Below are 25022 nucleotides of genomic sequence, written 5' to 3'. Positions count from 1 at the left end.
ACTAATTAGTCCCATTTGACAGGGAAAGTCGGGTGCCGATCCGGTCGGTGGCCTGTTCGCGTTCGAGCATCGTCCGCAGCGGCCCTTCGACCACGGCGAGGTCCTCGTACGGCCCCCGCTGCACCACGCGCCCCGACTCCAGCACCACGACCTCGTCGACCGCCTCCAGGCCCCGCAGCCGATGGGTGATGAACACGGTCGCCGGCGCCGTCGCGATGCCGTCCCCCGGGCCCGTCCCGTTTCCGGCCGCTGCTGCGCGCCCTCCCGGCCGCGCCGCACGCCTTTCCGTCACCGCCAGCAGGTCGGCGGTGAGCGCGTCGGCCGTCGCCAGGTCGAGATGCTCGGCGGGCTCGTCCAGTACGAGTACAGGGAAGGCGGCGAGGAGCGCCCGCGCCAGGGCCAGCCTCTGGCGCTGGCCTCCGGAGAGCCGGGCGCCGTGCTCCCCGACGAGGGTGTCGAGTCCGTCGGGGAGGCCGTCGACCCACTCCAGCAGCCGGGCGTCCTCGAGCGCTCCCCTCAGTTCCTCCTCCGTCGCGTCCGGGCGGGCGAGCCTGAGGTTCTCGCGTACGGAACTGTCGAAGAGATGGGCGTCCTGGGCGCACAGCCCCACGAAACGCCGCACGGCGTCGCCCTCCATCTCACCGGCGGGCACACCGCCGATGGTGTAGGTCCCCGATCCGGCGTCCAGGAACCGGAGCAGCACCTGCGCGAGCGTCGTCTTGCCTGAGCCCGAGGTGCCGACGACAGCGACCCGCTTCCCGGGGGTCAGCGTCAGATCGAACCCGCTCAGCGCGTCCCGCCGCCGGCCCGCGTACCGTGCGCCGGTCCCGCGCAGTTCCAGCGGGAACGCCGTGGCGGGCGGAGCGGCCGGCCGGGCCGGCTCCCGCACGGGAACAGGCGCGTCGAGGACCTCGTACACCCGCTCCGCACTGCGCGTGACCCGGCGCCGGTACTGCACCGCGAGGGGCAGCACCGAGACCACTTCGAAGGCGGCGAGCGGTGTGAGCACGACGACCGCCAGGCTGGTCCCGTCGAGACGCCCCGTCGCCACCGCCTGTACACCGACCAACGCGGCGCACACCACGGTCAGCGAGCAGACGAGGGCGGAGAGCCCACCGCCGAGCGCGGTGGCGGCGGCCTGGCGTGCCGCGATGCGGGTCAGTGCCCGGTCGGCGTCGCGCGCAGAAGCGAGGCGCCGCGGCAGCGCACCTGCGACGGTCAGCTCGGCCGTCCCCCGCAGCAGATCGACGACGCCGGTGGCCAGGGCGCCGCGCGCGGGCGCGAGTTGCTGCTCCGCGCGCCGGGCGAACGCCCCGCCGATCAGCGGGACGCCCACTCCCGCCACGAGCAGGCCGACGGCGAGGACCGCTCCCGCCTCGGGCAGCAGCCAGGCGGTGAAACCGACGGAACCGGCGCCGACCAGGACGGCCGTGCCGGCAGGCAGCAGCCATCGAAGCCAGTAGTCCTGCAGGGCGTCCACGTCGGCGACCAGCCGGGAGAGCAGGTCACCGCGCCTGGTCCGGCCGAGCCCGGCGGGCGCGATCCGTTCGAGCCTGCGGTACACCGCTACGCGCATCTCGGCGAGCATCCGCAGTACGGCGTCATGGGACACGAGCCGCTCCGCGTACCGGAAGACGGCCCGTCCGATCCCGAATGCCCGGGTGGCCGTCACGGCCACCATCAGGTGCAGCACCGGCGGCTGTTCGGACGCGCGGGAGATGAGCCATCCCGAGACGGCCATGAGGCCGACCGCGGAGCCGAGGGCGAGGCTGCCCAGCAACAGGGCCAGTGCGAGCCGCCCGCGCAGGTTCCGGGCGGTCTCCCGGACCCGGACCAGCGGCCGGCTTTCCTTCGCGCCCCGCACTCCGCCAGATGCAGGGTGCGGCGCGGGGAGCGGATCGGCCGTGCTCGACCCCGCTGCCCCCGGCTCGGCCGACACCGCCGGTGCACCGAACTCCGTCTCGCGCGGGGTTGCCGGCCGGGACAGTCGGACGACCCGGTCCGCCACCGCCAGGAGTGCCGGGCGGTGGACGACGAGCAGCACGGTCCGTCCCTCAGCCAGCCGCCCCACCGCCTCGACGATGCCTTCCTCCGTGGCCCCGTCCAGGGCGGCCGTCGGCTCGTCGAGCAGCAGCAGCGGCCTGTCCGCGAGGAACGCCCTCGCCAGCGCGAGCCGTTGCCGCTGGCCGGCGGAGAGACCGACGCCCTCGTCCCCGATCAGCGTGTCCGGCCCTTGGGGAAGGGCGGCGATGAAGTCGTACGCCCCCGCCTCGCGCAACGCGGCCATGACGGCAGCGTCGTCCGCGTCCGGCCGCGCGAGCCGCACGTTCTCCGCGACCGTTCCGGCGAAGAGATACGGCAGCTGGGGGACCCGGGCGATCTGCCGCCTCCACGCCTCCATGTCCAGATCCGTCAGGTCCGTTCCGCCGACGCGTACGCGCCCCTCTGCCGGGTCCACGAAGCCCAGCAGCACGTCGAGCAGGGTGGACTTGCCGACGCCGCTCTCTCCGACGAGGGCGACCGTCTCGCCCGGTTCGACCACCAGTGACGCGCGGTCCAACGAGGGTTCCGCACGGCCATGGTGGCGGACCGTCAGCCCGTCGACCTCCAGCCGGAGCGTGCCGGGTACGGGAGCTTCCCCGGATCGGCGCGGTGCGGTCTCGAGCACGTCGAAGATCTCCTCCGCCGCGGAGAGGCCCTCTGCGGCGGCGTGGAACTGGGCCCCCACCTGCCGGATCGGCAGATATGCCTCCGGCGCGAGGATGAGGATCACCAGTCCCGTGTACAGATCCAGATCACCGTGGACCAGCCGCATACCGACACCGACGGCCACCAGGGCCACCGACAGCGTCGAGAGCAGTTCCAGCGCGAAGGACGACAGGAACGCGATCCGCAGCGTGCGCATGGTCGCTCGGCGGTACTGGGTCGTGATGCTCCGGATGGACTCGGCCTGGGCCTTCGCCCGTCCGAAGACCTTCAGTGTCGGCAGTCCCGCGACCACATCCAGAAAGTGGCCGGAGAGCCGGGACAGCAGCCGCCACTGGCGGTCCATGCTCGATTGCGTCGCCCAGCCGATCAGCACCATGAACAGGGGGATCAAGGGCAGGGTCACCACGATGACCGCGGCCGAGACCCAGTCCTCTGTGACGATCCGCGCGAGCACCGCGACCGGCACCACGACCGCGAGTCCCAGTTGGGGCAGATAGCGCGAGAAGTAGTCGTCCAGCGCGTCGACACCTCGCGTGGCCAGCGCGACGAGCGATCCGGTGTTCTGTCCGCTCAGCCGGCCCGGCCCCAACTCGGCGGCCCGCTCCAGGAGCCGGCGCCGGAGCTCCGACTTCACCGCCGCGCTCGCGCGGTGCGCGGCCAGTTCCGTCAGCCAGGAAACAGCCGCGCGTCCGACCGCCACCGCGGCCAGCAGCACGAGCGGTGTGCCGAGCCCCGAAACGGACAGCCCTCCTTGGAACGCCCCGACCACCACCTCGGCGATGAGCATCGCCTGGGCGATGACCAGGACCGCACCGGCGACCCCGAGCACCACTACTGCGGCCAGGAAGCGGCGGGTCGCGTGCGCGTACCGAAGCAGCCGCGGGTCGATCGGTTTCACGTGAAACATCTCCCGCTAGTGCGCATCGGCTATGTGCTGGGTGCCGATCCGCTTACGGAACACCCAGTAGGTCCACCCCTGATAGAGCATCACCAGCGGGGCAGCGACGGCCGCGCACCAAGTCATGATCTTGAGGGTGTACGGGCTCGACGAGGCATTGGTGACGGTCAGGCTCCACGCCTCGTCGAGAGAGGAAGGCATCACGTCAGGGAAGAGCGCCAGGAACAGCATCGCCACCGAGGTGGCGATGGTGACCCCCGAGAGGGCGAACGACCAGCCCTCCCTGCCGGCCTTCACCGCGACGACCGCTCCGGCCAGCGCCACGGCCGCGACGATCAGCGCCACCAGGCTCTTGCCGTCACCGCGCGACGCCTGGGTCCACAGCAGGAAACCGAGCGCCGGAACCATGGCGAGCAGTCCGAGCCTCAGGGCGAGGGCCCTCGCGCGGGTCCTGATGTCACCCACCGTCTTCAGCGCCGCGAAGACCGCACCGTGGAAGGTGAACAGCGTCAGCGTCACCAGGCCGCCGAGCAGTGCGTACGGGTTGAGGAGGTCGAGGAGACCGCCGACGTACTCCTTGTTCGCGTCGATCTTCACGCCGCGCGCGATGTTGCCGAAGGCGACGCCCCACAGGAAGGCCGGCAGCAGCGAGGTCCAGAAGATCGCGTGCTCCCAGTTGGTCTGCCAGCGCTCCTCCGTCCGCTTGTGCCGGTACTCGAACGCGACCCCTCGCACGATCAGGCAGACGAGGATGAGCAGTAGCGGGAGATAGAAGCCCGAGAAGAGCGTGGCGTACCACTCGGGGAACGCGGCGAACGTGGCGCCGCCCGCCGTGAGCAGCCACACCTCGTTGCCGTCCCAGACCGGTCCGATGGTGTTGATCAGGACACGTCGCTCGGAGCGGTCCCTCGCCAGCAGCTTGGTGAGGACGCCGATACCGAAGTCGAAGCCCTCCAGGAAGAAGTAGCCGATCCACAGGACGGCGATGAGTACGAACCAGACGTTGTGGAGTTCCATGCCTCAGCAGCTCCTCAGCGGACTCAGTACGAGAAGGCCATCGGCCGGTCGGCGTCACGGTCGTCGCCGCCGATCTTGGTGGGCGGGGTGAGGTCGGCCTCGGTGAGTTCGGGCGGGCCGGCCTTGACGTACTTCACGAGCAGCCTGACCTCGATCACCGCGAGTAGGGCGTAGAGCAGGGTGAAGACGCCCATCGAGATGAGCACCTCGCCCTGGGACACACCGGGGGAGACCGCGTCACGAGTGCGCATCACTCCGTAGACGACCCACGGCTGCCTGCCCATCTCGGTGAAGATCCAGCCCCACGAGTTGGCGATCAGGGGGAAGGCCATCGTCCACAGCGCGATCAGCCAGTACCACCTGCCCAGACGGGGGCTGAGCGCCTTGTTCCTGAAGAGGACCAGGTGGGGCACCTCGTCCTCGCCCGTGCGGAGCGCGGCGGGCAGCAGGAACTTTCTGCGGGTCAGCCAGAGCCCGATCATCCCGATGGTGAGGGAGGCCATGCCGAAACCGATCATCCAGCGGAAGCCCCAGTAGGCGACGGGGATGTTGGGCCGGTAGTCGCCGGGCCCGTAGGTCTCCTGCAGTTCCTCGTTGACGTCGTTGATGCCGGGGACGTAGGAGTCGAAGTCGCTGTGCGCGAGGAAGGACAACAGGCCCGGGATCTCGACGGCCACCTTGTTGTGGCCCTCGTCGACGTCGCCGTAGGCGAAGACCGAGAACGGAGCGGGCGCCTCGCCGTCCCAGAGCGCTTCGGCGGCCGCCATCTTCATGGGCTGCTGCTCGTACATCACCTTGCCGAGCAGGTCACCGCTGACAGCGGTCATCAGACCGGCGATCGTGACCGTGACCAGGCCCACCCGCAGCGACATCCGCATCACGGGGACGTGCCGCTTACGGGCCAGGTGGTAGGCCGATATGCCCGCCATGAACGCGCCGCCGACCAGGAAGGCCGCCGTCATGGTGTGGAAGAACTGGGTGAGCGCGGTGTTCTGGGTCAGGACCAGCCAGAAGTCGGTGAGCTCGGCCCGCCCGCGTTCCTCGTTGATCCGGTAGCCGACCGGGTGCTGCATCCAGGAGTTGGCGGCCAGGATGAAGTAGGCGGAGAGGATGGTGCCGATCGAGACCATCCAGATGCAGGCCAGGTGGATCTTCTGGGGCAGCTTGTCCCAGCCGAAGATCCACAGCCCGATGAAGGTGGACTCGAAGAAGAAGGCGATCAGCGCCTCGAAGGCGAGCGGCGCGCCGAAGACGTCACCGACGAAGCGCGAGTAGTCGGACCAGTTCATCCCGAACTGGAACTCCTGGACGATGCCCGTGACGACGCCCATGGCGATGTTGATCAGGAAGAGCTTGCCCCAGAACTTGGTGGCCCTGAGGTACTTCTCCTTACCCGTGCGCACCCATGCGGTCTGCAGGCCGGCGGTGAGGGCCGCGAGCGAGATCGTGAGGGGGACGAACAGGAAGTGGTAGACGGTGGTGATGCCGAACTGCCATCGCGCCAAGGTCTCTGGCGCCAGAGCGATGTCCACGTCGTCTCTCCTTACGTCGCCGTGGTCACAGCGGCAGCCGTCCCCCTCCCCTTTCGACTGATTCCGGGAGGAACCGGGACGCGCTTGTAAACGCGTTCACATTCACAAGCATTATTGCGCACAGCCATTCGGACGCTTTGACCGGGGGTGCCCCTTGAATGCAGGACCCCCCGCGAGCCGAGCGCTCGCGGGGGCGGGAGGATCTGTACTGGTCAGGCAGCCTTTCGCCCGCTTCGGGCGGGAGGCAGTGGGCGCTCAGTCCTCTTTACGGAAGGTCGCGGCCGTGTGCAGAAACACATCGTTGGCCTCGCACTCACCGATGGTCACGCGCACACCCTCGCCCACGAACGGCCGGACGACGACGCCGGCCTTCTCGCACGCGGCGGCGAAATCGAGCGTGCGGTCGCCGAGGCGGAGCCATACGAAGTTCGCCTGCGTCTCGGGAACCGTCCAGCCCTGCTCGACCAGGGTGTGATGCACCCGGGCCCGCTCCGTGACCAGATTGCCGACCCGGCCCAGCAGCTCGTCCTCGGCGCGGAGCGAGGCCACCGCCGCGTCCTGTGCGAGCTGGCTGACGCCGAAGGGGACCGCCGTCTTGCGCAGCGCCGCGGCCACCGGCTCATGGGCGACCGCGAAGCCGACCCGCAGACCCGCCAGCCCGTAGGCCTTGGAGAAGGTGCGCAGCACCGCGACGTTCGGCCGGTCGCGGTAGATCTCGAGCCCGTCGGGGACGTCGGCGTCGCGGATGAACTCCCGGTACGCCTCGTCCAGCACCACCAGCACGTCGGAGGGCACCCGGTCCAGGAACCGCTCCAGCTCGGCACGGCGCACGACGGTGCCGGTCGGGTTGTTGGGGTTGCAGACGAAGATCAGGCGGGTCCGGTCGGTGATCGCGTCCGCCATGGCGTCGAGGTCGTGCACCTCGCCCTCGGTCAGCGGGACCTGCACGGACGTCGCCCCGCTGATCTGCGTGATGATCGGGTACGCCTCGAAGGAGCGCCAGGCGTAGATCACTTCGTCGCCGGGGCCGGAGGTGGACTGGATCAGCGACTGGGCCACACCGACGGAGCCGGTGCCCGTGGCCAGGTGGGTCACCGGCACGCCGAACCGGTCCGCGAGCTCGTTCATCAGCCCGGTGCATGCCATGTCGGGGTAGCGGTTGAAGTTCTGCGCCGCCGCGATCGCGCTCTCCATCACACCGGGCAGCGGCGGATACGGGTTCTCGTTGGAGGACAGCTTGTAGGCGACGGGGCCGCCGGCCGCCGCCGGCCTGCCGGGCTTGTATGTGGGGATGCCGTCCAGCTCGGCGCGCAGCTTGGGGCTCGTCTCGCTCACCGCAGGTCCTCCTCGACCGTCCGTGCACATCGGTACTCAACCAATACTGCTCACCTTATGAGGATTCACCTCTGCTGCGAATGGCCGGAGGCACGGAACCTCACGAACCCCTCGAAGCCGGTTCTCCGAGGGGCCCTGTCCGGGGGGAGCGCCTTCGGCACGGCGCGCGCCGGTGGCTCACGCCGTGGCGCGCATCCCCCGTAGTGATGAGTTGAGACCTCTTCGAGACATGAGGCCTTCGCCAGGCGTCAGCGGCGCGGCACCCGACACTCCATGGCGATGACGGTCAACTGCCGTACTTTGCAAGGCAGTCGAGCATGAATGATCATGCAGAAACGTGCCTGTCAACGCGTGCATATGCGACCGGCCGTACCACCTGCGCGAGCCCTACTATCGGCTCGCCATGACAGCAGCAGGGAAGCATCAGGTGAGCCGGACGGACACATCCCGCCGGAGCGGTAGGCAAGGCCGGGCAGGCATCAGGGACGTGGCCGCCGCGGCCGGGGTCTCCATCACGACCGTCTCCGACGCCCTCAACGGCAAGGGCCGGCTCCCGGACGCCACCCGCCGACACGTCCGCGAGGTCGCAGACCGGCTGGGCTACCGCCCCTCCGCAGCGGCCCGCACCCTCCGTACCGGAAAGTCGGGCTTAATCGGCCTGACCGTGACGACGTACGGGGATGAACCTTTCACCTTCACGGAGTTCGCGTACTTCGCCGAGATGGCCAGAGCCGCGACCTCGGCCGCGCTCGCCCGCGGCTACGCACTCGTCATTCTGCCCGCCACCTCACGACACGACGTCTGGTCGAACGTCGCCCTCGACGGCACCGTCGTCATCGACCCCTCCGACCACGACCCGGTCGTCACCGAGCTGGTGCGCCAGGGACTGCCCGTCGTCTCCGACGGCCGCCCCGCAGGCACCCTCCCGGTCACCGCCTGGGTGGACAACGACCACGAAGCCGCCGTACTCGATCTGCTCGACCATCTCGCCGCCGCCGGGGCCCGCCGCATCGGCCTGCTCACCGGCACCACCACCGACACGTACACCCGGCTGTCCACCACCGCCTACCTCAACTGGTGCGAACGCGTCGGCCAGGACCCCGTCTACGAGTCCTATCCCGCGCACGACCCGTGCGCCGGCGCCGTCGCCGCCGACCGGCTGCTCGCCCGGCCGGACCGGCCCGACGCCGTGTACGGGCTCTTCGACCCCAACGGCACCGATCTCCTCGCCGCCGCCCGCAGGTACGGCCTGCGCGTCCCCGACGATCTGCTCCTCGTGTGCTGCAGCGAGTCGACCGTGTACGCCACCACCGAGCCCCCTATCACCACCCTCTCGCTCAAGCCGCGCAGAATCGGGACGGCGGTCGTCCAGTTGCTGATCGACGCGATCGAGGGAATCGACGAGGACCGGCCGGTCGAACAGGTGATACCGACCGAACTGATCGTCAGGACCTCGTCGCAGCGCCGTCCTCCGAGGACGACCGTGAGCGCACCGCGGTCTCCCTCGAAGAACTGAACCGTCCCCACAAAGGACTGGACCTTCCCAATTGGGACGAAACGACCGGCGAACCAGGGGTGCGCGAGGATTTCACCACCCCTGGTGCGTCACACACCGCCTGGCTCATTCCTATGATGGGCGAACGACACCGCGGACCACCCCGACCAGGCTGGGCCGAGAGGTGAACGGCGGCGCGACGGTGGTGGAGGGGTCGATGACTCAGGGGGCCGGTCAAGGACCCGTGGTCCGGACGGCGACGTTGCGCGATTTCCGCGTACCGCCGTACGCGCAGGTTCCCGTGCAGTCACACACGCAGGACCCGATCCATTCGGGCCATCCTGGGAACGCCTTCCCCGAGGGCGAACCGCCGGAGGGCTACACCCCCACCGCGCGCGACCTTCCCGTCATCAGCCGCGGCGGCCCGGGCGACACCGTCCAGATCCATGTCGACCCGGACGACGCGCCCGCTCCCGACGGACGCGGCCCGCTGTACGTCGTCGGTGACGTCCACGGATACCTGGACGAGCTCGTCGCCGCCCTGGCCGCGAAGGGCCTCATCGACGCCGACGGGCACTGGGCCGCGGGCAACGCCCGGCTCTGGTTCCTCGGCGACTTCACCGACCGCGGTCCCGACGGGATCGGCGTCATCGACCTGGTCATGCGCCTGTCCGCGGAGGCCGCCGCAGCCGGCGGATACTGCAAGGCCCTGATGGGCAATCACGAACTGCTGCTGATCGGCGCCAAACGCTTCGGGGACACGCCCGTCAACTCCGGTGCCGGCACCGCCACCTTCCAGGCGGCCTGGCTTCTCAACGGCGGCCAGAAGACGGACATGGACCGGCTGCAGGAGGTCCACCTGCAGTGGATGGCCAGGCTCGACGCGATCGTCGAGGAGGACAGCCACCTGCTGCTGCACTCCGACACGACCGCGTATCTCGATTACGGGTCCACCATCGCGGACGTCAACGACACCGTGCACGCGGTCCTCACCCGGGGCGACGCGGACGAATGCTGGGACCTGTTCCGCAAGTTCACCAAGCGCTTCGCCTTCCGCGACGAGGGCGGCCCCGAGGCGGTGCGCGAGCTGCTCTCCGCCTATGGCGGCCGGCGCATCGTCCATGGTCACAGCCCCATCCCGTATCTGCTGGGCGAAGTGGGCACCGAGGACGGCGAGGACGGCGAGCGTCCGGTGGTCGAGGGTCCGCATGTCTACGCGGACGGCCTCGCCATCGCCATGGACGGCGGCGTGACCATGGCCGGAAAGCTTCTTGTCCAGCAACTCCCCCTGACGGACTGAGCCGACTGCGGCAGGCGATTTACGGAAACCCCCTGTCACGCTGTGCCGTAACCGCTCTACCATCGGCTTATCCGTAGCAGACTCTCCTCCGTTTCCGCCCAACTGCCCGTGATGCGGGCCGTCCGGCCCTACGGAGCATCGGGGGATGCACATGAACAGCGCTCCGCACCTGCTCAACGAGGACCGCGCCGAGTACCAGCGGGTCCTCGACGAAGCACTGCGCAACGCCCATGAACGCCCTGACCTCGCCGCCGTGGGGCTGCGCCTCAACGCCGAGCAGTTGCGCACCATGGCGCTCAACGCGACGGCACTGATAGCGGCCTCCGCCGCGGCCGAGTACGAGCACTATGTGAAAGTGCGCCGGGATATGCGCACGTCCACGGCGGCCGCCTCGGTCCACGGCTCCGTGCTGTCGCCGGCCGTCGGCCGGAGCGCGGAGGACGGAGGGGCCGGCTTCGCCGCCGTCATCGCGGTGCTCGCCCCCCTCCTCGCCGGGACCGCCGCGCTGATATTCCTGCTCGTCGGCTACATCCTGAAGATGCTCAGCCCGACGCCGTCGTTCGCCGACGCCCTTCTGACGGCCGGCTGGTTCTTCGGCGCGCTCACGGCGGCCGCGATCCTGGTCGCCGCCGTGGGGCTGCTCCTGACCGCCCTGCGCAACGGCGCCGCCCAGGTGGCGGAGGAGGTGCCCTCCGGAGAGCTGCCGGACGAGGTGTCCAGAGCGAAGGACGCCTGGCGCCACGCCCTTCTGGAGCGGGGGATCCTGCCCTTCCTGAGGGCGGCCCTCGCCGACCCCAGCGCCGATCCGGCGTCCACCGCACCGCCGAGGCCGGTCAGCCGGATCCCCAAGATCGGTTTCAGCGGACCGGACTTCTCCAGCCCCGCGGAAGGGTCGACCGCCGGACAGCGGCCGACCTTCACCAGCCCGGACTTCACGAGCCCCGACTTCGGCGGGCCCGAACACCGCCCGGAGTGATCAGCAGCCGGCGCACACCTGGGGCCGGGTGGCCGGTAGGCCCCCGCGGCGCGAAGCCCGGTGCGTACCTGGGCCGCGGACGCGGGCCGACGCCACGGTGCCGGCCCGCCCCCTCGCCCGTCGGCGTCGCCGCCGCGTCAGTCCGCGATCGGCAGATAGACCCGGTTGCCCGCGGCAGCGAACTCCCGTGACTTCTCCGCCATGCCGGCCTCGGCCTCCGCGAGGTCACCGCCTTCTCCGAGGTCGCCGCCGTGCTTGCGCCTGATGTCCTGCGAGATCTTCATCGAGCAGAACTTGGGACCGCACATCGAGCAGAAGTGCGCGGTCTTCGCCGGCTCGGCCGGCAGCGTCTCGTCGTGGAACTCCCTGGCCGTGTCCGGGTCGAGGGCCAGATTGAACTGGTCCTCCCACCGGAACTCGAAGCGGGCGTCGGACAGCGCGTCGTCCCACTCCTGGGCACCCGGGTGCCCCTTGGCGAGGTCCGCCGCATGCGCGGCGATCTTGTAGGTGATGACGCCGGTCTTCACGTCGTCACGGTCCGGAAGGCCCAGGTGCTCCTTGGGCGTCACGTAGCAGAGCATGGCCGTACCCCACCAGGCGATCATGGCCGCTCCGATGCCGGAGGTGATGTGGTCGTAGGCCGGGGCCACATCGGTGGTCAGCGGACCGAGGGTGTAGAACGGGGCCTCCTCGCAGATCTCCTGCTGGAGGTCGATGTTCTCCTTGATCTTGTGCATCGGGACGTGACCGGGGCCTTCGATCATCGTCTGCACATTGAAACGCTTGGCGATCGAGTTGAGCTCCCCGAGCGTCCTCAACTCGGCGAATTGCGCCTCGTCGTTGGCATCCGCGATCGAGCCCGGCCGCAGGCCGTCGCCGAGGGAGTACGTCACGTCGTAGGCGGCGAGGATCTCGCACAGCTCCTCGAAGTGCTCGTACAGGAAGGACTCCTTGTGGTGCGCGAGGCACCACGCCGCCATGATCGAGCCGCCGCGCGAGACGATGCCGGTCTTGCGGCGCGCCGTCAACGGCACGTAGCGCAGTAGCACCCCCGCGTGGACCGTCATGTAGTCGACGCCCTGCTCGGCCTGCTCGATGACGGTGTCCTTGTAGACGTCCCAGGTCAGCTCCTCGGCCTTGCCGTCGACCTTCTCCAGCGCCTGGTACAGCGGCACGGTGCCGATCGGTACGGGGGAGTTGCGCAGCACCCACTCGCGGGTGGTGTGGATGTTGCGCCCCGTGGACAGGTCCATGACCGTGTCGGCGCCCCAGCGGGTCGCCCAGGTCATCTTCTCCACCTCCTCCTCGATGGAGGAGGTGACCGCGGAGTTGCCGATGTTCGCGTTGACCTTCACCAGGAACCGCTTGCCGATGATCATCGGCTCGATCTCCGGGTGGTTCACGTTCGCCGGCAGGACCGCCCGGCCTGCCGCGATCTCCTCCCGCACCACCTCGGGGGAGACGTTCTCGCGGATGGCGACGTACTCCATCTCCGGCGTGATCTCACCACGGCGGGCGTACGCGAGCTGGGTGACCGCCTGGCCGTCGCGTCCACGGCGGGGCTGGCGCGGGCGGCCGGGGAAGACCGCGTCGAGGTTGCGCAGCCCGCCGCGCGGGGACGTGTGCTTGATCCCGTCGTCCTCTGGCCTGACGGGCCGCCCCGCGTACTCCTCGGTGTCGCCGCGACCGATGATCCAGTTCTCCCGCAGCGGCGGCAGGCCGCGGCGTACATCGGTCTCGACGTTCGGGTCGGTGTACGGGCCGGACGTGTCGTACAGCGTCACGTCCTTGCCGTTGGTGAGGTGCACCTTGCGGACCGGCACCCGGAGGTCGGGGCGCGAACCCTCGACGTATCCCTTGTGCCAGCCGATGGACTTCCCGGCCTCGTCGTTCTGGTTCGAGGCAGGCGTGCGTGCGTCCGATACGGTCATGAGACCTACTCCCTACGCCGGCATTACCCGGTAACAGGTTCGGCGGTCGGCGCAGCTGTCCCGTACGGATGTACGAAGGTCAGCGCCCTCTCAGCCCGGTGCTCCGAGCTCCCGCGTGTGCAAAGGTGCCACCACGCTAGCGTCATATCTGGCGCGCTGAACAGAGGGCCCCTCCCGCTCTTGCGATGATCGGTCCGTGACCTCTTCGCCGCAGCCCCCAGAACCGCACGGCCAGGCCCACAGTCATGTGCACAGCCATGGGCCCGCCGCGCCAGTCTCCCAGCACCTCCGCAAGGTCATCGCCGCCGTCCTCATCCCCTTCGCGACGGCAGTCCTCGTCGGGCTCGCGGTGCTGTGGCCGGGAGGTGCACCCGGCCATGAGCGCACCGGCGTCGGCTTCGACCGGCAGACCGAGCAGGGCAAGGTGGTCTCTCTCGAGAGGGTCGACTGCAAGGACGTCAACGCCGCCCAGGTCCCGCCGACCGGCGACACCTCCACACCGGAGGGCCGCGAGGCGGTCAACTCGCAGCAGGGCCAGTGCGCCAGGGCGACCGTCGAAGTGACCACCGGCCAGGACAAGGGCCGCACCTTCGTCGAGATCGTCCAGCCCGACGCACCGCGGCAGTTGAAGGAAGGTCAGGGCGTGGTCGTCGCGTACGCCCCCGACGCCCCCCGCGACCTCCAGTACTCGGTGACGGACGTCGACCGTGGATTCCCGATGGCGGTGCTGGCGGGGATCTTCGCGGTCGTCGTGGTGCTCGTCGGCCGGATGCGCGGCGTGATGGCCCTGATCTCGCTCGCCGTCTCGTTCGCCGTGCTGACGCTCTTCATCCTGCCCGCGATCCTCCAGGGGTCGAATCCTTTGATCGTGGCCGTGGTCGGGGCGAGCGCCATCATGCTGATCGCGCTCTACATGTGCCACGGAGTGACCGCGCGGACCTCCGTCGCGGTACTCGGGACCTTGATCTCCCTGCTGCTGATCGGCCTGCTCGGCTCACTGTTCATCGGCTGGGCCAGTCTCAGCGGGAACACCGACGACAACACCGGTCTGATCCACGGCCTGTATCCCGAGATCGACATGAGCGGTCTGCTGCTGGCCGGAGTCATCATCGGTTCGCTCGGCGTTCTGGACGACGTGACGGTGACCCAGACCTCGGCCGTGTGGGAACTCCGTCAGGCCGACCCCGGCATGGGGCCCCGGGCGCTCTACCGCTCGGCCATCCGCATCGGCCGCGACCACATCGCGTCCGTCGTCAACACGCTCGTGCTCGCCTACGCGGGTGCGGCGCTGCCGCTGCTGCTCCTTTTCTCCATCGCGCAGTCCAGCGTGGGCACCGTCGCCAACAGTGAGTTGGTGGCCGAGGAGATCGTGCGGACGCTGGTGGGGTCGATCGGCCTGGTCGCTTCGGTGCCGGTGACGACCGCCCTCGCCGCCCTGGTGGTCTCCGCGGACCGCTCCGGTCCGCCGGGACCGGGCAAGGCGAACGGGGCGCCGGTACGGACGGGCAGGGGGCGGCGGCGCAAGGCGTGAGGGGACGGCTGAACGGCGGTGGGCAGCCGCCTCAGCCGGCGTTCTCCTCGGCGAGGATGCGGCCGAGCGCCTCCTCCAGGCTGAGTTCGAAGTCACCGAGAGTGAGCTCCTGGCCCATCGGGAGCAGCTTGTCCGTGCGGTCGAGGAAGGCGACCAACGGCGCCGCCCCTGCCCGGAACATCGCGGAATCCCCGCCGACCCGAAGCCTGATGATGACGTCCGACAGGCTTTCCGGCCCGACGGGCGCGATGTGCACATCACCGTCGCCGCTCGGCCCGTTGATCCCGTCGAGCAGCAACTCCCGCCCGAATGCCCAGGTCACAGGCGCGTCACCGGGCAGGTGGAAGGTCATCCGCACCGCGTACGGATCCCCTGTCTCGTAATCCAGTCCCACCGGAATCCGGAAGGAGAGTTCCTCGGAGACGAGGAACCTCATCAGAACCTCGGCCTGGACCGACTCGCGCATCACATACCCCGCAGCAGATGAAGCATTGAATGAACCCGCACTGACAAAAGAAGGAAACGACCAGGAACGATCCCCCCAGACCTCTTGACGCCATCGTGGTCGAAGGCCTAGCAGATCACAAGGAGTGATATTTCAGATACTGATAGAGAAGGCGAGTGACCCCAACAGCCCACCGATTCCGGTGCGCAACTGCTCAACTGCCGGGAGCAGCCTGGCCTCCTGGTCCAACGGAAGAGAGATGGCCATCGTTGCGGCATCGCAACCAAGAGTGATCGGAATGGCGGCACAGACCGTGCCGAGCGCATATTCCTGACGCTCCACGACGGGTTCCATGGAGCCACGGACGGAGAGCCGTTCGAGCATCGAGCGCCCGTCACGCACCGTGTACGGCGTCACAGGCTGCACGGGATGGCGGCTCAGGTGATCGCGGCGCGAGGATTCGTCGAGCTGCCCGAGCAGGCACTGGCCGATCGCGTGCGCGTGTCCGGTCTCCCGGAAGTCGGCCCACTCGGGCACGGCGGGAGCGTAGGGCGTGTCGGAGACCGCGACGATGTCGATCTCACCCTCGCGGTAGACGGCGAAGTAGACGGGAACACCGATCGCGTCCCGCCAGTGGGCGAGGGAGTCCTCGACAGTGGTGCGCCGGTTCTCCGGCTTACCGCCCACCAGACGTTCGACGGCCTTCCCGAGCGTGTAGACGCCGCTCCGACGCCGCAGGTAGTCGTCGTGGGTCAGGGTGCGCAGCAGGTGGTAGGCCGTTGGCAGGGGGATCCCGGCCTCGCGTGCGAGCTGCTTCGCGGGAGCCCCGTCCGGATGCGCGCCGGCCGCTTCCAGCAGCCTCAACGCACGCTGCACGGAGCTGATCAGGGTAGGTGCAGCGGCTTTCTTCGCCCCGGCCACAGGTCACCCCCAGGCATGGTGGCGGGCAGCACGCCCACCCGCGAGGGGGCCGCCCCCGCGCGGCCGCCGCGGCCCCGAGCCCTCCACGGGCATCGGCCCCGGGACACCGTGAAGTGCTGGTGGGAGCGCCGTGCTCCAGGTGTTGCCGAGGGGCGGCAGATGGGGAGCCACTTTAACGGGAGCACCGGAGCGCGTTCGCCGATTGCCCGGCCGTTCCCCCGGCCGGGCTAACGGCGGCGCCCGCCGCTGGACATGGGGCTACCAGTCACTGCGCGAGCTGGAGGACGACATGAACTTCCTTACGGCGAACACGAGTCCGCCGACGAGGGCGACGAAGACCAGCAGCTTGAAGAGCAGCCCGATCACGAACCCGACGACGCTCGCGATGAGCCCGCCGAAGACGACCAGTGCGATCACCGGAATCGCGACCCACTTCACCCACCACGGCATCCCCGTGAACATCTCCCGCACAGCCATCGTCCCTACCTCGTTTCTCCGGTTTGCCTGCCTTCGATGCTAGGCGGGCGGAAGCCCGGAACGGGGCCCGCGAGCCCTTGAACTCCCCTGACCGAACCCCTAGGGACCGGCGGGGTGGGCCGTCAGCTCTCAGGCGGAGAGAAGACCACCATGACCCGCAGGTCCTCGCTGATGTGGTGGAACTTGTGCGGGACCCCCGCCGGCACGTAGACGACGCTGCCGCGCCCCACCTGCGTGGTCTCCATGCCCACGGTGATCGCCGCCCGGCCGCTGACCACGAAGTAGACCTCGTCCTGCTTGTGGGGCAGCTGGGGGTCGATCTCACCGGCGTCCAGCGCGTACAGGCCGACCGACATGTTCCGTTCCCGCAGGAACTGCAGATATGCCCCGTCGTTCGCGGCGCGTTCCGCCTCGAGCTCGTCCAGCCGGAATGCCTTCATGCCTGTCCCGCCCCTGCACTCGGTCCGATCACGTCTGCCACGATCAGACACATGATGAATTTTCTAGTCAAGACGATCGCCAACGCCGGTGCCCTCTGGGTGGCCGTGTGGTTGCTGCAGGACATCACACTGACCGGTGACAGCACCGGCAAGAAGGCCTGGACCCTGGTCCTGGTCGCTCTTCTCTTCGGCCTGGTGAACTTCGTCGTCAAGCCCGTGGTGAAGCTGCTGACCCTGCCCCTTTTCATCCTCACCCTCGGCCTGATCACCCTGGTGATCAACGCTCTGATGCTGCTCCTCACGTCCTGGCTCGCCGACACGCTGGACCTCAGCTTCCACGTCGAAGGCTTCTGGACAGCGGTGCTCGGCGCCCTGATCATCTCCATCGTCTCCTGGGCGCTGAACCTCGTCCTGCCCGACAAGGACTGAGCGGCACATGAACTCCCCGTATCGCGTCTGCTTCGTCTGCACCGGCAACATCTGCCGGTCGCCGATGGCCGAGGCCGTCTTCCGCACCTTCGTCGAGGACGCCGGTCTCGGCGCCCTCGTGCGGGTCGACAGCGCCGGCACCGGGGGCTGGCACGAAGGGGACGGCGCCGACCCGCGCACCGTCTCCGTGCTCGAGGCGAACGGCTATCCCTCCGACCACTTTGCCCGGCAGTTCCGCGCGGAGTGGTTCGGCGGCCTGGACCTGGTCGTCGCGCTGGACGAAGGGCATCTGCGGGCGCTGAGGAGCCTGGCGCCGACGCAGGCGGACGCCGACAAAGTGCGGCTGTTGCGCGCGTACGACCCCGCACGGCCGGACGACCTCGACGTCCCCGACCCTTACTACGGCGGCATGGACGGTTTCGAGGACTGCCTGGAGATGGTGGAGGCGGCGGGCAAGGGTTTGCTCGACGCCGTGAGAACTGCACTTGAGGAGCGAGCGGCATGACCGGCACGAACCAGGGGGACGGCACCACGGCGGTACGGGCGGGACTGCCGGAACCGGTGAAGTACGAACCGACCCTGCCCGGACCCGTTTTCGCGGCTCACTTCCATCTGCCCGGCGAGCCGACGGGCCCCTACACCTACGGCCGCGACGAGAACCCGACCTGGACCCATCTGGAGCGGGCGATCGGTGAGCTCGAAGCGCCCGGGGAGGCCGTCGAGACCGTCACGTTCGCCTCCGGCATGGCGGCGATCTCCGCGGTGCTCATGTCGCAGCTGAAGGCGGGAGACGTCGTCGTCATGCCCGACGACGGCTACCAGGCCCTGCCTCTGGTGCACGAGCAGCTGCGGGCGTTCGGCATCGAGGTACGCACGGCGCCGACCGGCGGCGACGCACAGGCCGACCTGCTCGACGGGGCTCGGCTGCTGTGGCTCGAGACGCCTTCCAACCCGGGACTCGACGTGTGCGACGTGCGGCGGATGGCCGGCCTCGCCCATGCGGCAGGCGCGCTCGTCGCCGTCGACAACACGCTGGCCACCCCCCTCGGCCAGCGGCCGCTCGAGCTGGGCGCCGACTTCTCCGTGGCCAGCGACACCAAGGGCATGACCGGGCACGGCGACATCCTGCTCGGACACGTGACCTGCCGCGATCCGCAGCTCGCGGCCGGAGTGCGGCGGTGGCGCAAGATCGTCGGGGCGATCCCGGGGCCGATGGAGGCCTGGCTCGCACACCGGTCGCTCGCCACACTGCAGCTGCGCGCGGACCGGCAGAGCGCCAACGCGCTGGCCGTCGCCCAGGCGTTGAACGGCCGCGCCGAGGTCAGCGGCCTTCGCCATCCGGGACTGCCGAACGACCCCTCGCACAAGATCGCCGCACAGCAGATGCGGCGTTTCGGATGTGTTGTCTCCTTCAACCTGCCCGACCGTGCCCACGCGGAGCGCTTCCTCGACGGGCTGCGCCTGGTCGACGACGCCACCAGTTTCGGCGGGGTGCGCTCGACGGCGGAGCGCCGCGGCCGGTGGGGCGGCGACGCCGTCCCGGAAGGCTTCATCCGCTTCTCCGCCGGCGCCGAGGACGGCGACGACCTGGTCGCGGACGTGCTGCGGGCCCTGGACGAGGCGGCCGCCCCGGCAGGGGACGTACCCCCGTCCACCCACACCGGCTGATCCGCCGACGGTGACGGGCGGTCCGAGCCTCCCCCCTCATGGCTCGGACCGCCCTCGGCTCCTGCGCGCGAAGAACCGTGCCGACAAGGCTAGTTGACTCAGCGTCAGTGTCCAATCACGCTAGCGACAGAGACCTATCGACTTATTTATAGTTGGTCGGGTTCGGGGGCAACGTCGGATCGGGAAGGGCATGGCATGGATCTGGCCCTACTGCGCACATTCGTCACAGTGCACCGGGCCGGGTCGTTCACGCGCGCCGCCGCACTGCTCGGACTCTCCCAGCCCGCCGTCACCGGTCAGATCCGCACACTGGAGCGCCAGCTCGGCAGGCCGCTCTTCCTCCGCCAGGCGCGCGGCGTCACCCCGACCACCATCGGGGACGAACTCGCACACCGGGCGGCACCGCATCTGGACGCCCTGCTCGAGATAAGCGAAGTGGGTCTCGACACCGAGACCGGTATCCGCACGCTCCATCTCGCCGGACCGCCCGAGTTCACCTCGGTGCGCGCACTTCCCGCACTCACGCCCCTGATCGGCCAGGGATTCACCCTGCGCGCCTCCTTCGGGAACGCGGAGGAGACCCTCGACGGGCTCGCGGCGGGCCACCACGACCTCGCCATTGCCACCGCCCGGCCCCGTGGCAGGCTTCTCACCGCCACGCCGCTCTGCGACGAGGAGCACGTCCTCGTCGCGGCTCCCCGCTGGGCGGTCCACCTCGGGCCCTCGGTGTTACGCCAGGGCCACGTCGTCCTCGAACAGCTCCCGGTGGTCGAGGTCCATGAGTCCCTGCCGTTCGTCTCGCGGTACTGGCACTCCGTCTTCGACTCACGACCCGCCGCAGCGGGCACCGTCATCGCGCCTGATCTGAGGGCTGTTCTGGACGCGACGGCATCCGGCGCCGGGCTCGCCGTACTACCGCGCTACCTGTGCGAGGACTCCCTCGAACGCGGCCACATCGTCGCTCTCCTCGAACCGCCCGTACCTCCGCTGCGCACGTACTTCCTGGTCATACGCACCGGCACCCTGGCCCATTCCCATATCGCCCGGGCCCACGAGGGCCTGCTGCGCGCCGCGGCCGATTGGTGAGCTCACGGCACAGAACGCCCACAGGAGTTTCAAGAGCGAAGACATGGGCCACTCTCTTGCCATGACCGAACGACCAGTGGTCAAGCGCACCGCACGCGCCGTCCTGCTCGACGGCGACGACCTCATCCTGATCAAGCGGACCAAGCCCGGCGTGGACCCGTACTGGCTCACGCCCGGCGGTGGGGTCGAGCCCGAGGACGCCACCGTCGTCGACGCCCTCCACCGCGAGGTCGACGAGGAGCTCGGCGCCAAGATCACCGATGTCGTCCCGTGCTTCGTCGATACCGTCGAGCACATCGCCGACGGCGGCGTGACGGGGGTGAAGGTGCAGCACTTCTTCGTCTGCCGTCTGGAATCCATGGACCCCTCCCTGCGGCACGGCCCAGAGGTCGACGAACCCTGCGGAGGGTACGAGATCGTGCGCGTGCCGTTCAGCCGCGTCGGAATCGCCGCCGTCCATCTTGTGCCGCTGTCGCTGCGGCACTATCTGGACGGCAACATCGAAGGAGTCAGGGCGATGCACGCGCCCGACCTGGGTTGATCCGCCGGATCGAACTATCCGGCGGACCTCACCAGTTCATACGCCTCACGGAGATCACTTCCCACATAGGTGTGGCCGGCCAGTCCGGCGACATGGTGGTCGGCGTTCACGGCCACCGCCGTGGGCACCGCCGCGAAGATCGCGGCATCCGACATGGAATCCCCGTAGGCGACACAGTCGTCCAGCCGCAGTCCGAAGCCTGCACAGAGCCGGCCGGCGATCTCCACCTTCGCGGCAGCGCTGAGGATGCCCGCCGGATCCACAGGCCGGGTGAAGGGAAGGTCGGGAAAACGGGATCCGTGGGCCGCGTGAGCGCCCCAGCCCAGCAGCCGCTCCACGAAGAACGACGGCGACAGGGAGATCACAGCGCAGTAGTCACCGCGCGACCGGATCTCGCTCCATACCTCCCGGATGCCCATGAGCCAGGGAGCGGCTTCGAAGGCAGCCGCCACATGAGCCTCGGTGAGGTCCGTCCACAAGGCGTGGATACGCACCGCGTACTCCGGAGGACCGATCCGGCCTGCGATCAGGTCCCGCTCCACCTCACCGATCTCGTCCAGCAGTCCGAGCTGCCGTGATATCTCGACCGGGGCGGCCGAGCCGCGGATCAGCGTTCCGTCGAGATCGAAGATGTGAAGCCTTGGCCGTCTGCTCATGTACGCCGAGGTTAGTAGCCGCGATTACTCCCGCTGTCAGACGCGGCAGATCCTGGGCGACAGGCACGGTGTTTCACGTGAAACCACTCAAGCGTCCCGTTCGCCGGACCACACTCGTCGTCCATGTCGCCGCGTCGGCCGGCTGGCTCGGTCTCACCCTCGGTCTGCTCGCCCTTGCGCTCGCGGCGTACACCTCGCAATCCGCTTCCATGGCGGAGGCCTCGTACCGCTCGATGGAGGTCTTCACCGACTGGCTGGTGCTGCCCCTGGCGCTGCTCACCCTGACCAGTGGGCTCGTACTGTCACTGGGCACGCAGTGGGGACTGGCCCGCCACCGGTGGGTGTTCATCAAGTTCTGGCTCACCCTCGCGACAACCACCGCGTCCGTCCTCATGCTCCGCCCGGGGGTCGACAGGGCCGCCGATACCGTCGCCTCGGGCGGCGTGGTCTCCGAACCACTCGACCTTCTGATGGGGCCGGCGGTCTCCCTGACCGCCTATGTGTTCATGACCGTCGTCTCGGTCCTCAAGCCATGGGGTCTCACTCGCCGCGGCCGTCGACTGCGCCTCTTGACCAGTTCGCGAAAAGTGGTGGACGAGCGATCAACGCGTCAGACAGCCTGACCTCATGCAGACACCACTGTCCGGACTTCCCATCAGGCGCCTCACCAAGGACGACTTGGCCGCGTGTGCCGATCTCTCCGAGGACCGCGGATGGCCCCGGGAGGAGCACAAGTGGGGTCTGCTGCTCACAGCAGGTACGGGATACGGCATAGATGACCCCGACGGCAAGGGCCTGGTGACCTCCTGTGTCGTCACGCACTACGGCACGGACCTCGCGGCCATCGGCATGGTGCTGGTGGCCGAGCGGCACTCCCGCCAGGGCGTCGGGCGCCGCCTGATGAAGCACGTGCTGCACGAGATGGGCAGCACCCCCGTCACCCTCCATGCCACGCCCTACGGACAGCCCCTCTACGAAGAACTGGGTTTCACCTCGACCGGCCGTGCCGAGATGGTCCGGGGCCGCTTCACCGCTTCGGGCCCACGCCCCCAGGTGTCGACCCGCCCCGCGACTGCCGAGGACCTGGCCGCGGTGGTCCGCCTGGACACCGAGGTCTTCGGCCTCGACCGCACCCACATGATCACGAGGCTTCCCTCGTTCGCCGACCAGTTCCGCGTCGCGGAACAGGACGGCGTGCTGACCGGCTACGCGGCGGCCTGGCCGAACATGGACACCCATGTCGTCGGTCCACTGATCGCCCGGGACACGGAGACAGCAAAGGCTCTGATCTCCTCACTGGCCGACGGGACGGACCGACCGCTGCGCACCGACATCGACGTGCGCCACAAGGAACTCCTCGACTGGGTGAAGGAGCAGGGCCTGGAGCCGATCGCCTTCAACGCCGTGATGACCCTCGGCACACCCGACCTCCCCGGCGACTGGACCCGCCGTTTCGCGCCCCTCACGGTCGCGGCCGGCTAGTCGGACATCTGAGCCCTGTGACTCATAGTTGCAGACGCTTTTAAATTGCATACGCGGTCTATTGCAATTATGGCCTACCCTGGTGGTAAGCCGCTCCGACACCGAGGAGGAGACACATGACAGCGACCGACCCCGCCCTGACCGCCCTCGCGCAGGGATGGTGCGCTCTCTCGCTGCTCCACGGGCGGATCGAAGCCCACATCGGGCGGGCCCTCGAGGCGAAGCACAACCTCAGCGTCCGCGAGTACTCCCTCCTCGACGTCCTCAGCCGCCAGCACAGCGGCGAAGGCGGCCACCTCCAGATGAAGCAGGTCGCCGACGCCGTCGTCCTCAGCCAGAGCGCCACCACCCGGCTGGTCACCCGACTCGAGGACCGCGGCCTTCTGGCCCGCTACCTCTGCCCCACCGACCGTCGGGGCATCTACACCGACGTCAGTGAAGCGGGCCTCACACTGCTGTCGGAAGCCCGGCCCACCAACGATGCGGCGCTCCGCGAGGCGCTCGACGAGGCAGCGAAGGATCCGGAGCTCGCCCCGCTCGTCCGGGCCGTCGAGGAGCTCAAGGCACCTACCGCCGCGGCATAGGCCTGTGCGCGGCGGCGGCGCCCCCTACGGCCGGTCGCCGTTTCACGTGAAACCGGCCGTGTCCGGTTTCACGTGAAACCTCACCTGTGACTCAGAAGCGGAATCCCCGCCAGCCCTCGGGATCAACGCCCCCAGGAACCGCGTCACCAGGCGTGTACGGCTCCCGGGTGAAGACGAACGAGCCCAGGTCCAGATGGCTCACGGAACCGTCGCCTCGAGGCACCACCCGCAGCGTCTCTCCGGCGTAGTAGCCGTCGAGACCGACCCATGTACCGTCGGCCCGAGCCACAAAACGCGAGCGTCGGCCGCCCCCGCGCAGCGGCTCCAGTTCCACGCCCCGATCGGCGACAAGACGCAGGACGTACGCAGAGGTCCCCCAGTACCAGGGGCCGGTCAACTCGAGCAGCTCATGGTCGACCTCGGGCAGAGGCCGCCACGGCTCAGGAATCCTCGGCTCGGCGTCGGCGACGATGCGCACGAGGTCCGCAGCGACCGTTGCCGTCGGCGGTCCCGAAGTGGCATTGGCCAGGGCCACTGCCGCGACGCCGTCGTCCACACTCACCCACAATCCCGCGAGGAACCCTGGCAGCGAGCCGGAATGACCGACGAGAGTCCGGCCGTCCTGCCGCATGATCTGGAGTCCCAGGCCGTAGGTCCCGTTCCACTCCCCCGCCTCCAGCGGCACGGACGGCACCCGCATCTCCCGTACGGACTCCGCGCCGAGCACCCGCTCGTCACCGGCGGCAAGGAACGCGGCGAACCGGCACAGGTCGGCAGGGGTGGACCAGAGCTGCCCGGCGGGGGCCATGAGCCCGAGGTCCTCGACCGGCTCGGGAAGCATCACGTCAGCCCATGGATGAACGGCCCAGCCGCCGGCGTGTGGAGCCTGCGGCTGTGTACTCGTCCGCTCCAGCCCCAGCGGCTCGAGGATCTCCCGCCGCAACGCCTCCCCCCACGTCACCCCCCGGACCGCTTCGACCAGCGATCCGAGCAAGGTGTAGCCGGGGTTGGAGTAGTGGTGCCGCCGGCCGGCGGGGTGCATCGCCGTCTCCTCGCCGAGCACGTCGGACAGCTGGGCACGCGTGGACCCAGGCGTCCGCTCCCACCACGGCGGCGGCGTCTCGGCGCTCAAACCGGCACTGTGCCCCAGCAGCTGGGCAACGGTCACCTCGCCCACGCCCGTGCCGGGCAGATGCTTCTCCAGCGGGTCGTCGAGACCGAGCAGTCCCTCGTCCCGCAGCCGCATCACCAGGACCGCGGTGAACGTCTTGGTGATGGAACCGATGCGGTACTGGGTGTCCGCGTCGGGAGCATGACCGTCGACGGAGCTACGGGATCCGGTCCACACCAGGTGACCGTCACGTTGGACGGCGGCGGCGAACGACGGTGCGCGCCCTTCGCTCTGTGCCACCGCGATGCGGTGCAGCAGGGCGCGCCGAGTGCCGGGCAGCAGTTCTTCCATGGCTGAAGTCATGGATCAGGTCTATCGGTGCCGTCCACCTGCGTCGACCGCATTACCGGCGGCACGGGGACGAGGCCGTCGAGCTGTGCGTCGAGCGACCCCGCCCC

The 25022-nt window shown here is 69.2% G+C and carries 23 protein-coding genes; 12 read left to right on the top strand and 11 right to left on the bottom strand.

All coding sequences use genetic code 11. From position 1 onward, the window contains the following. Nucleotide 1 precedes the first annotated feature (1 nt). The 4 genes from cydD to hisC form a co-directional block, all read right to left on the bottom strand. Nucleotides 2-3616 carry a thiol reductant ABC exporter subunit CydD gene (gene cydD / locus SPRI_RS18965; RefSeq protein ID WP_078951266.1) on the bottom strand — a complete coding sequence of 1205 codons (3615 nt, stop codon included), beginning with the start codon at nucleotides 3614-3616 and terminating at the stop codon, nucleotides 2-4. A 6-nt stretch (nucleotides 3617-3622) separates the two neighbouring features. Beyond that, complete coding sequence (cydB, locus tag SPRI_RS18960) at nucleotides 3623-4624, bottom strand: cytochrome d ubiquinol oxidase subunit II (RefSeq protein WP_005315102.1); 1002 nt, start codon at nucleotides 4622-4624, stop codon at nucleotides 3623-3625. A gap of 23 nt (nucleotides 4625-4647) precedes the next feature. Next, entirely contained in the window at nucleotides 4648-6156 is a 1509-nt protein-coding gene (locus SPRI_RS18955; protein WP_005315100.1) for a cytochrome ubiquinol oxidase subunit I, read from the bottom strand. A gap of 255 nt (nucleotides 6157-6411) precedes the next feature. Next, nucleotides 6412-7491: a histidinol-phosphate transaminase gene (hisC, locus tag SPRI_RS18950; protein ID WP_005315098.1), complete on the bottom strand. Its 1080-nt coding sequence runs from the start codon at nucleotides 7489-7491 to the stop codon at nucleotides 6412-6414. A 403-nt stretch (nucleotides 7492-7894) separates the two neighbouring features. Here hisC and SPRI_RS18945 point away from each other — a divergent pair, with 403 nt between their 5' ends. The 3 genes from SPRI_RS18945 to SPRI_RS18935 all read left to right on the top strand — a co-directional run bounded on the left by SPRI_RS18945 (nucleotide 7895) and on the right by SPRI_RS18935 (nucleotide 11262). After that, nucleotides 7895-9007 carry a LacI family DNA-binding transcriptional regulator gene (locus SPRI_RS18945; protein WP_005315092.1) on the top strand — a complete coding sequence of 371 codons (1113 nt, stop codon included), beginning with the start codon at nucleotides 7895-7897 and terminating at the stop codon, nucleotides 9005-9007. A 181-nt stretch (nucleotides 9008-9188) separates the two neighbouring features. Further along, the gene (locus SPRI_RS18940; RefSeq protein WP_259372261.1) at nucleotides 9189-10286 is read left to right on the top strand and encodes a metallophosphoesterase; all 1098 of its coding nucleotides are present in this window, start codon (nucleotides 9189-9191) and stop codon (nucleotides 10284-10286) included. 145 nt (nucleotides 10287-10431) lie between these two features. Beyond that, nucleotides 10432-11262 carry a hypothetical protein gene (locus SPRI_RS18935; protein WP_005315089.1) on the top strand — a complete coding sequence of 277 codons (831 nt, stop codon included), beginning with the start codon at nucleotides 10432-10434 and terminating at the stop codon, nucleotides 11260-11262. A gap of 137 nt (nucleotides 11263-11399) precedes the next feature. Here the strand turns inward: SPRI_RS18935 and thiC are convergent, their stop codons facing one another. After that, a complete protein-coding gene (gene thiC, locus SPRI_RS18930; RefSeq protein WP_005315088.1) occupies nucleotides 11400-13193 on the bottom strand; it encodes a phosphomethylpyrimidine synthase ThiC in 1794 nt (597 codons plus the stop codon). A gap of 196 nt (nucleotides 13194-13389) precedes the next feature. Between thiC and SPRI_RS18925 the strand changes: the two genes are divergently transcribed. Continuing rightward, complete coding sequence (locus SPRI_RS18925) at nucleotides 13390-14724, top strand: YibE/F family protein (protein WP_005315086.1); 1335 nt, start codon at nucleotides 13390-13392, stop codon at nucleotides 14722-14724. Between the two features lie 31 nt (nucleotides 14725-14755). On the opposite strand, the gene SPRI_RS18920 is transcribed toward SPRI_RS18925, so the two are convergent. From SPRI_RS18920 to SPRI_RS18905, 4 genes are all read right to left on the bottom strand, one after another. Beyond that, nucleotides 14756-15190, bottom strand: coding sequence for an SsgA family sporulation/cell division regulator (locus SPRI_RS18920; RefSeq protein WP_037774224.1), 435 nt, complete (start codon nucleotides 15188-15190; stop codon nucleotides 14756-14758). A gap of 132 nt (nucleotides 15191-15322) precedes the next feature. After that, a complete protein-coding gene (locus SPRI_RS18915; RefSeq protein ID WP_005315083.1) occupies nucleotides 15323-16090 on the bottom strand; it encodes an IclR family transcriptional regulator in 768 nt (255 codons plus the stop codon). A 258-nt stretch (nucleotides 16091-16348) separates the two neighbouring features. After that, nucleotides 16349-16561: a DUF5326 family protein gene (locus SPRI_RS18910; protein ID WP_037776563.1), complete on the bottom strand. Its 213-nt coding sequence runs from the start codon at nucleotides 16559-16561 to the stop codon at nucleotides 16349-16351. 128 nt (nucleotides 16562-16689) lie between these two features. Continuing rightward, the gene (locus tag SPRI_RS18905; protein ID WP_005315079.1) at nucleotides 16690-17007 is read right to left on the bottom strand and encodes a cupin domain-containing protein; all 318 of its coding nucleotides are present in this window, start codon (nucleotides 17005-17007) and stop codon (nucleotides 16690-16692) included. Nucleotides 17008-17058: 51 nt separating this feature from the next. Between SPRI_RS18905 and SPRI_RS18900 the strand changes: the two genes are divergently transcribed. From SPRI_RS18900 to SPRI_RS18880, 5 genes are all read left to right on the top strand, one after another. Beyond that, nucleotides 17059-17436 carry a phage holin family protein gene (locus SPRI_RS18900; protein ID WP_005315076.1) on the top strand — a complete coding sequence of 126 codons (378 nt, stop codon included), beginning with the start codon at nucleotides 17059-17061 and terminating at the stop codon, nucleotides 17434-17436. A gap of 7 nt (nucleotides 17437-17443) precedes the next feature. Then, entirely contained in the window at nucleotides 17444-17941 is a 498-nt protein-coding gene (locus tag SPRI_RS18895) for a low molecular weight protein-tyrosine-phosphatase (protein ID WP_005315074.1), read from the top strand. Continuing rightward, nucleotides 17938-19104, top strand: a complete 1167-nt coding sequence (locus SPRI_RS18890; RefSeq protein WP_005315072.1) for a cystathionine gamma-lyase — start codon at nucleotides 17938-17940, stop codon at nucleotides 19102-19104. Before SPRI_RS18895 ends, SPRI_RS18890 begins: the two co-directional genes overlap by 4 nt. 195 nt (nucleotides 19105-19299) lie before the next feature. Beyond that, nucleotides 19300-20190 (top strand): LysR family transcriptional regulator, encoded by an 891-nt coding sequence (locus tag SPRI_RS18885; protein WP_005315070.1) that lies wholly within the window; start codon nucleotides 19300-19302, stop codon nucleotides 20188-20190. 61 nt (nucleotides 20191-20251) lie between these two features. Beyond that, on the top strand, nucleotides 20252-20731 hold the full coding sequence (locus tag SPRI_RS18880) for an NUDIX domain-containing protein (RefSeq protein WP_005315068.1): 480 nt from the start codon (nucleotides 20252-20254) through the stop codon (nucleotides 20729-20731). A 14-nt stretch (nucleotides 20732-20745) separates the two neighbouring features. Here the strand turns inward: SPRI_RS18880 and SPRI_RS18875 are convergent, their stop codons facing one another. After that, complete coding sequence (locus SPRI_RS18875; RefSeq protein WP_005315066.1) at nucleotides 20746-21387, bottom strand: HAD family hydrolase; 642 nt, start codon at nucleotides 21385-21387, stop codon at nucleotides 20746-20748. A 77-nt stretch (nucleotides 21388-21464) separates the two neighbouring features. Between SPRI_RS18875 and SPRI_RS18870 the strand changes: the two genes are divergently transcribed. From SPRI_RS18870 to SPRI_RS18860, 3 genes are all read left to right on the top strand, one after another. After that, nucleotides 21465-22010 (top strand): hypothetical protein, encoded by a 546-nt coding sequence (locus SPRI_RS18870; protein WP_005315063.1) that lies wholly within the window; start codon nucleotides 21465-21467, stop codon nucleotides 22008-22010. Between the two features lie 4 nt (nucleotides 22011-22014). Continuing rightward, the gene (locus SPRI_RS18865) at nucleotides 22015-22869 is read left to right on the top strand and encodes a GNAT family N-acetyltransferase (protein ID WP_005315058.1); all 855 of its coding nucleotides are present in this window, start codon (nucleotides 22015-22017) and stop codon (nucleotides 22867-22869) included. Nucleotides 22870-22985: 116 nt separating this feature from the next. After that, nucleotides 22986-23453 (top strand): MarR family winged helix-turn-helix transcriptional regulator, encoded by a 468-nt coding sequence (locus tag SPRI_RS18860; RefSeq protein WP_005315056.1) that lies wholly within the window; start codon nucleotides 22986-22988, stop codon nucleotides 23451-23453. 91 nt (nucleotides 23454-23544) lie between these two features. Here the strand turns inward: SPRI_RS18860 and SPRI_RS18855 are convergent, their stop codons facing one another. Next, nucleotides 23545-24927: a serine hydrolase domain-containing protein gene (locus SPRI_RS18855; protein ID WP_005315054.1), complete on the bottom strand. Its 1383-nt coding sequence runs from the start codon at nucleotides 24925-24927 to the stop codon at nucleotides 23545-23547. Between the last annotated feature and the right edge of the window lie 95 nt (nucleotides 24928-25022).

It is taken from the genome of Streptomyces pristinaespiralis, from assembly GCF_001278075.1.
GTDB lineage: Bacteria > Actinomycetota > Actinomycetes > Streptomycetales > Streptomycetaceae > Streptomyces > Streptomyces pristinaespiralis.
This window is presented reverse-complemented; position numbering and strand designations above follow the sequence as displayed.

Excerpts from the sequence above, each read along its gene's own strand:
- cydD (WP_078951266.1), bottom strand. The coding sequence starts at position 3,616 with ATGTTTCACGTGAAACCGATCGACCCGCGGCTGCTTCGGTACGCGCAC.
- cydB (WP_005315102.1), bottom strand. The coding sequence starts at position 4,624 with ATGGAACTCCACAACGTCTGGTTCGTACTCATCGCCGTCCTGTGGATC.
- SPRI_RS18945 (WP_005315092.1), top strand. The coding sequence starts at position 7,895 with ATGACAGCAGCAGGGAAGCATCAGGTGAGCCGGACGGACACATCCCGC.
- SPRI_RS18935 (WP_005315089.1), top strand. The coding sequence starts at position 10,432 with ATGCACATGAACAGCGCTCCGCACCTGCTCAACGAGGACCGCGCCGAG.
- thiC (WP_005315088.1), bottom strand. The coding sequence starts at position 13,193 with ATGACCGTATCGGACGCACGCACGCCTGCCTCGAACCAGAACGACGAG.
- SPRI_RS18920 (WP_037774224.1), bottom strand. The coding sequence starts at position 15,190 with ATGCGCGAGTCGGTCCAGGCCGAGGTTCTGATGAGGTTCCTCGTCTCC.
- SPRI_RS18905 (WP_005315079.1), bottom strand. The coding sequence starts at position 17,007 with ATGAAGGCATTCCGGCTGGACGAGCTCGAGGCGGAACGCGCCGCGAAC.
- SPRI_RS18900 (WP_005315076.1), top strand. The coding sequence starts at position 17,059 with ATGATGAATTTTCTAGTCAAGACGATCGCCAACGCCGGTGCCCTCTGG.
- SPRI_RS18895 (WP_005315074.1), top strand. The coding sequence starts at position 17,444 with ATGAACTCCCCGTATCGCGTCTGCTTCGTCTGCACCGGCAACATCTGC.
- SPRI_RS18890 (WP_005315072.1), top strand. The coding sequence starts at position 17,938 with ATGACCGGCACGAACCAGGGGGACGGCACCACGGCGGTACGGGCGGGA.
- SPRI_RS18885 (WP_005315070.1), top strand. The coding sequence starts at position 19,300 with ATGGATCTGGCCCTACTGCGCACATTCGTCACAGTGCACCGGGCCGGG.
- SPRI_RS18880 (WP_005315068.1), top strand. The coding sequence starts at position 20,252 with ATGACCGAACGACCAGTGGTCAAGCGCACCGCACGCGCCGTCCTGCTC.
- SPRI_RS18875 (WP_005315066.1), bottom strand. The coding sequence starts at position 21,387 with ATGAGCAGACGGCCAAGGCTTCACATCTTCGATCTCGACGGAACGCTG.
- SPRI_RS18865 (WP_005315058.1), top strand. The coding sequence starts at position 22,015 with ATGCAGACACCACTGTCCGGACTTCCCATCAGGCGCCTCACCAAGGAC.
- SPRI_RS18860 (WP_005315056.1), top strand. The coding sequence starts at position 22,986 with ATGACAGCGACCGACCCCGCCCTGACCGCCCTCGCGCAGGGATGGTGC.
- SPRI_RS18855 (WP_005315054.1), bottom strand. The coding sequence starts at position 24,927 with ATGACTTCAGCCATGGAAGAACTGCTGCCCGGCACTCGGCGCGCCCTG.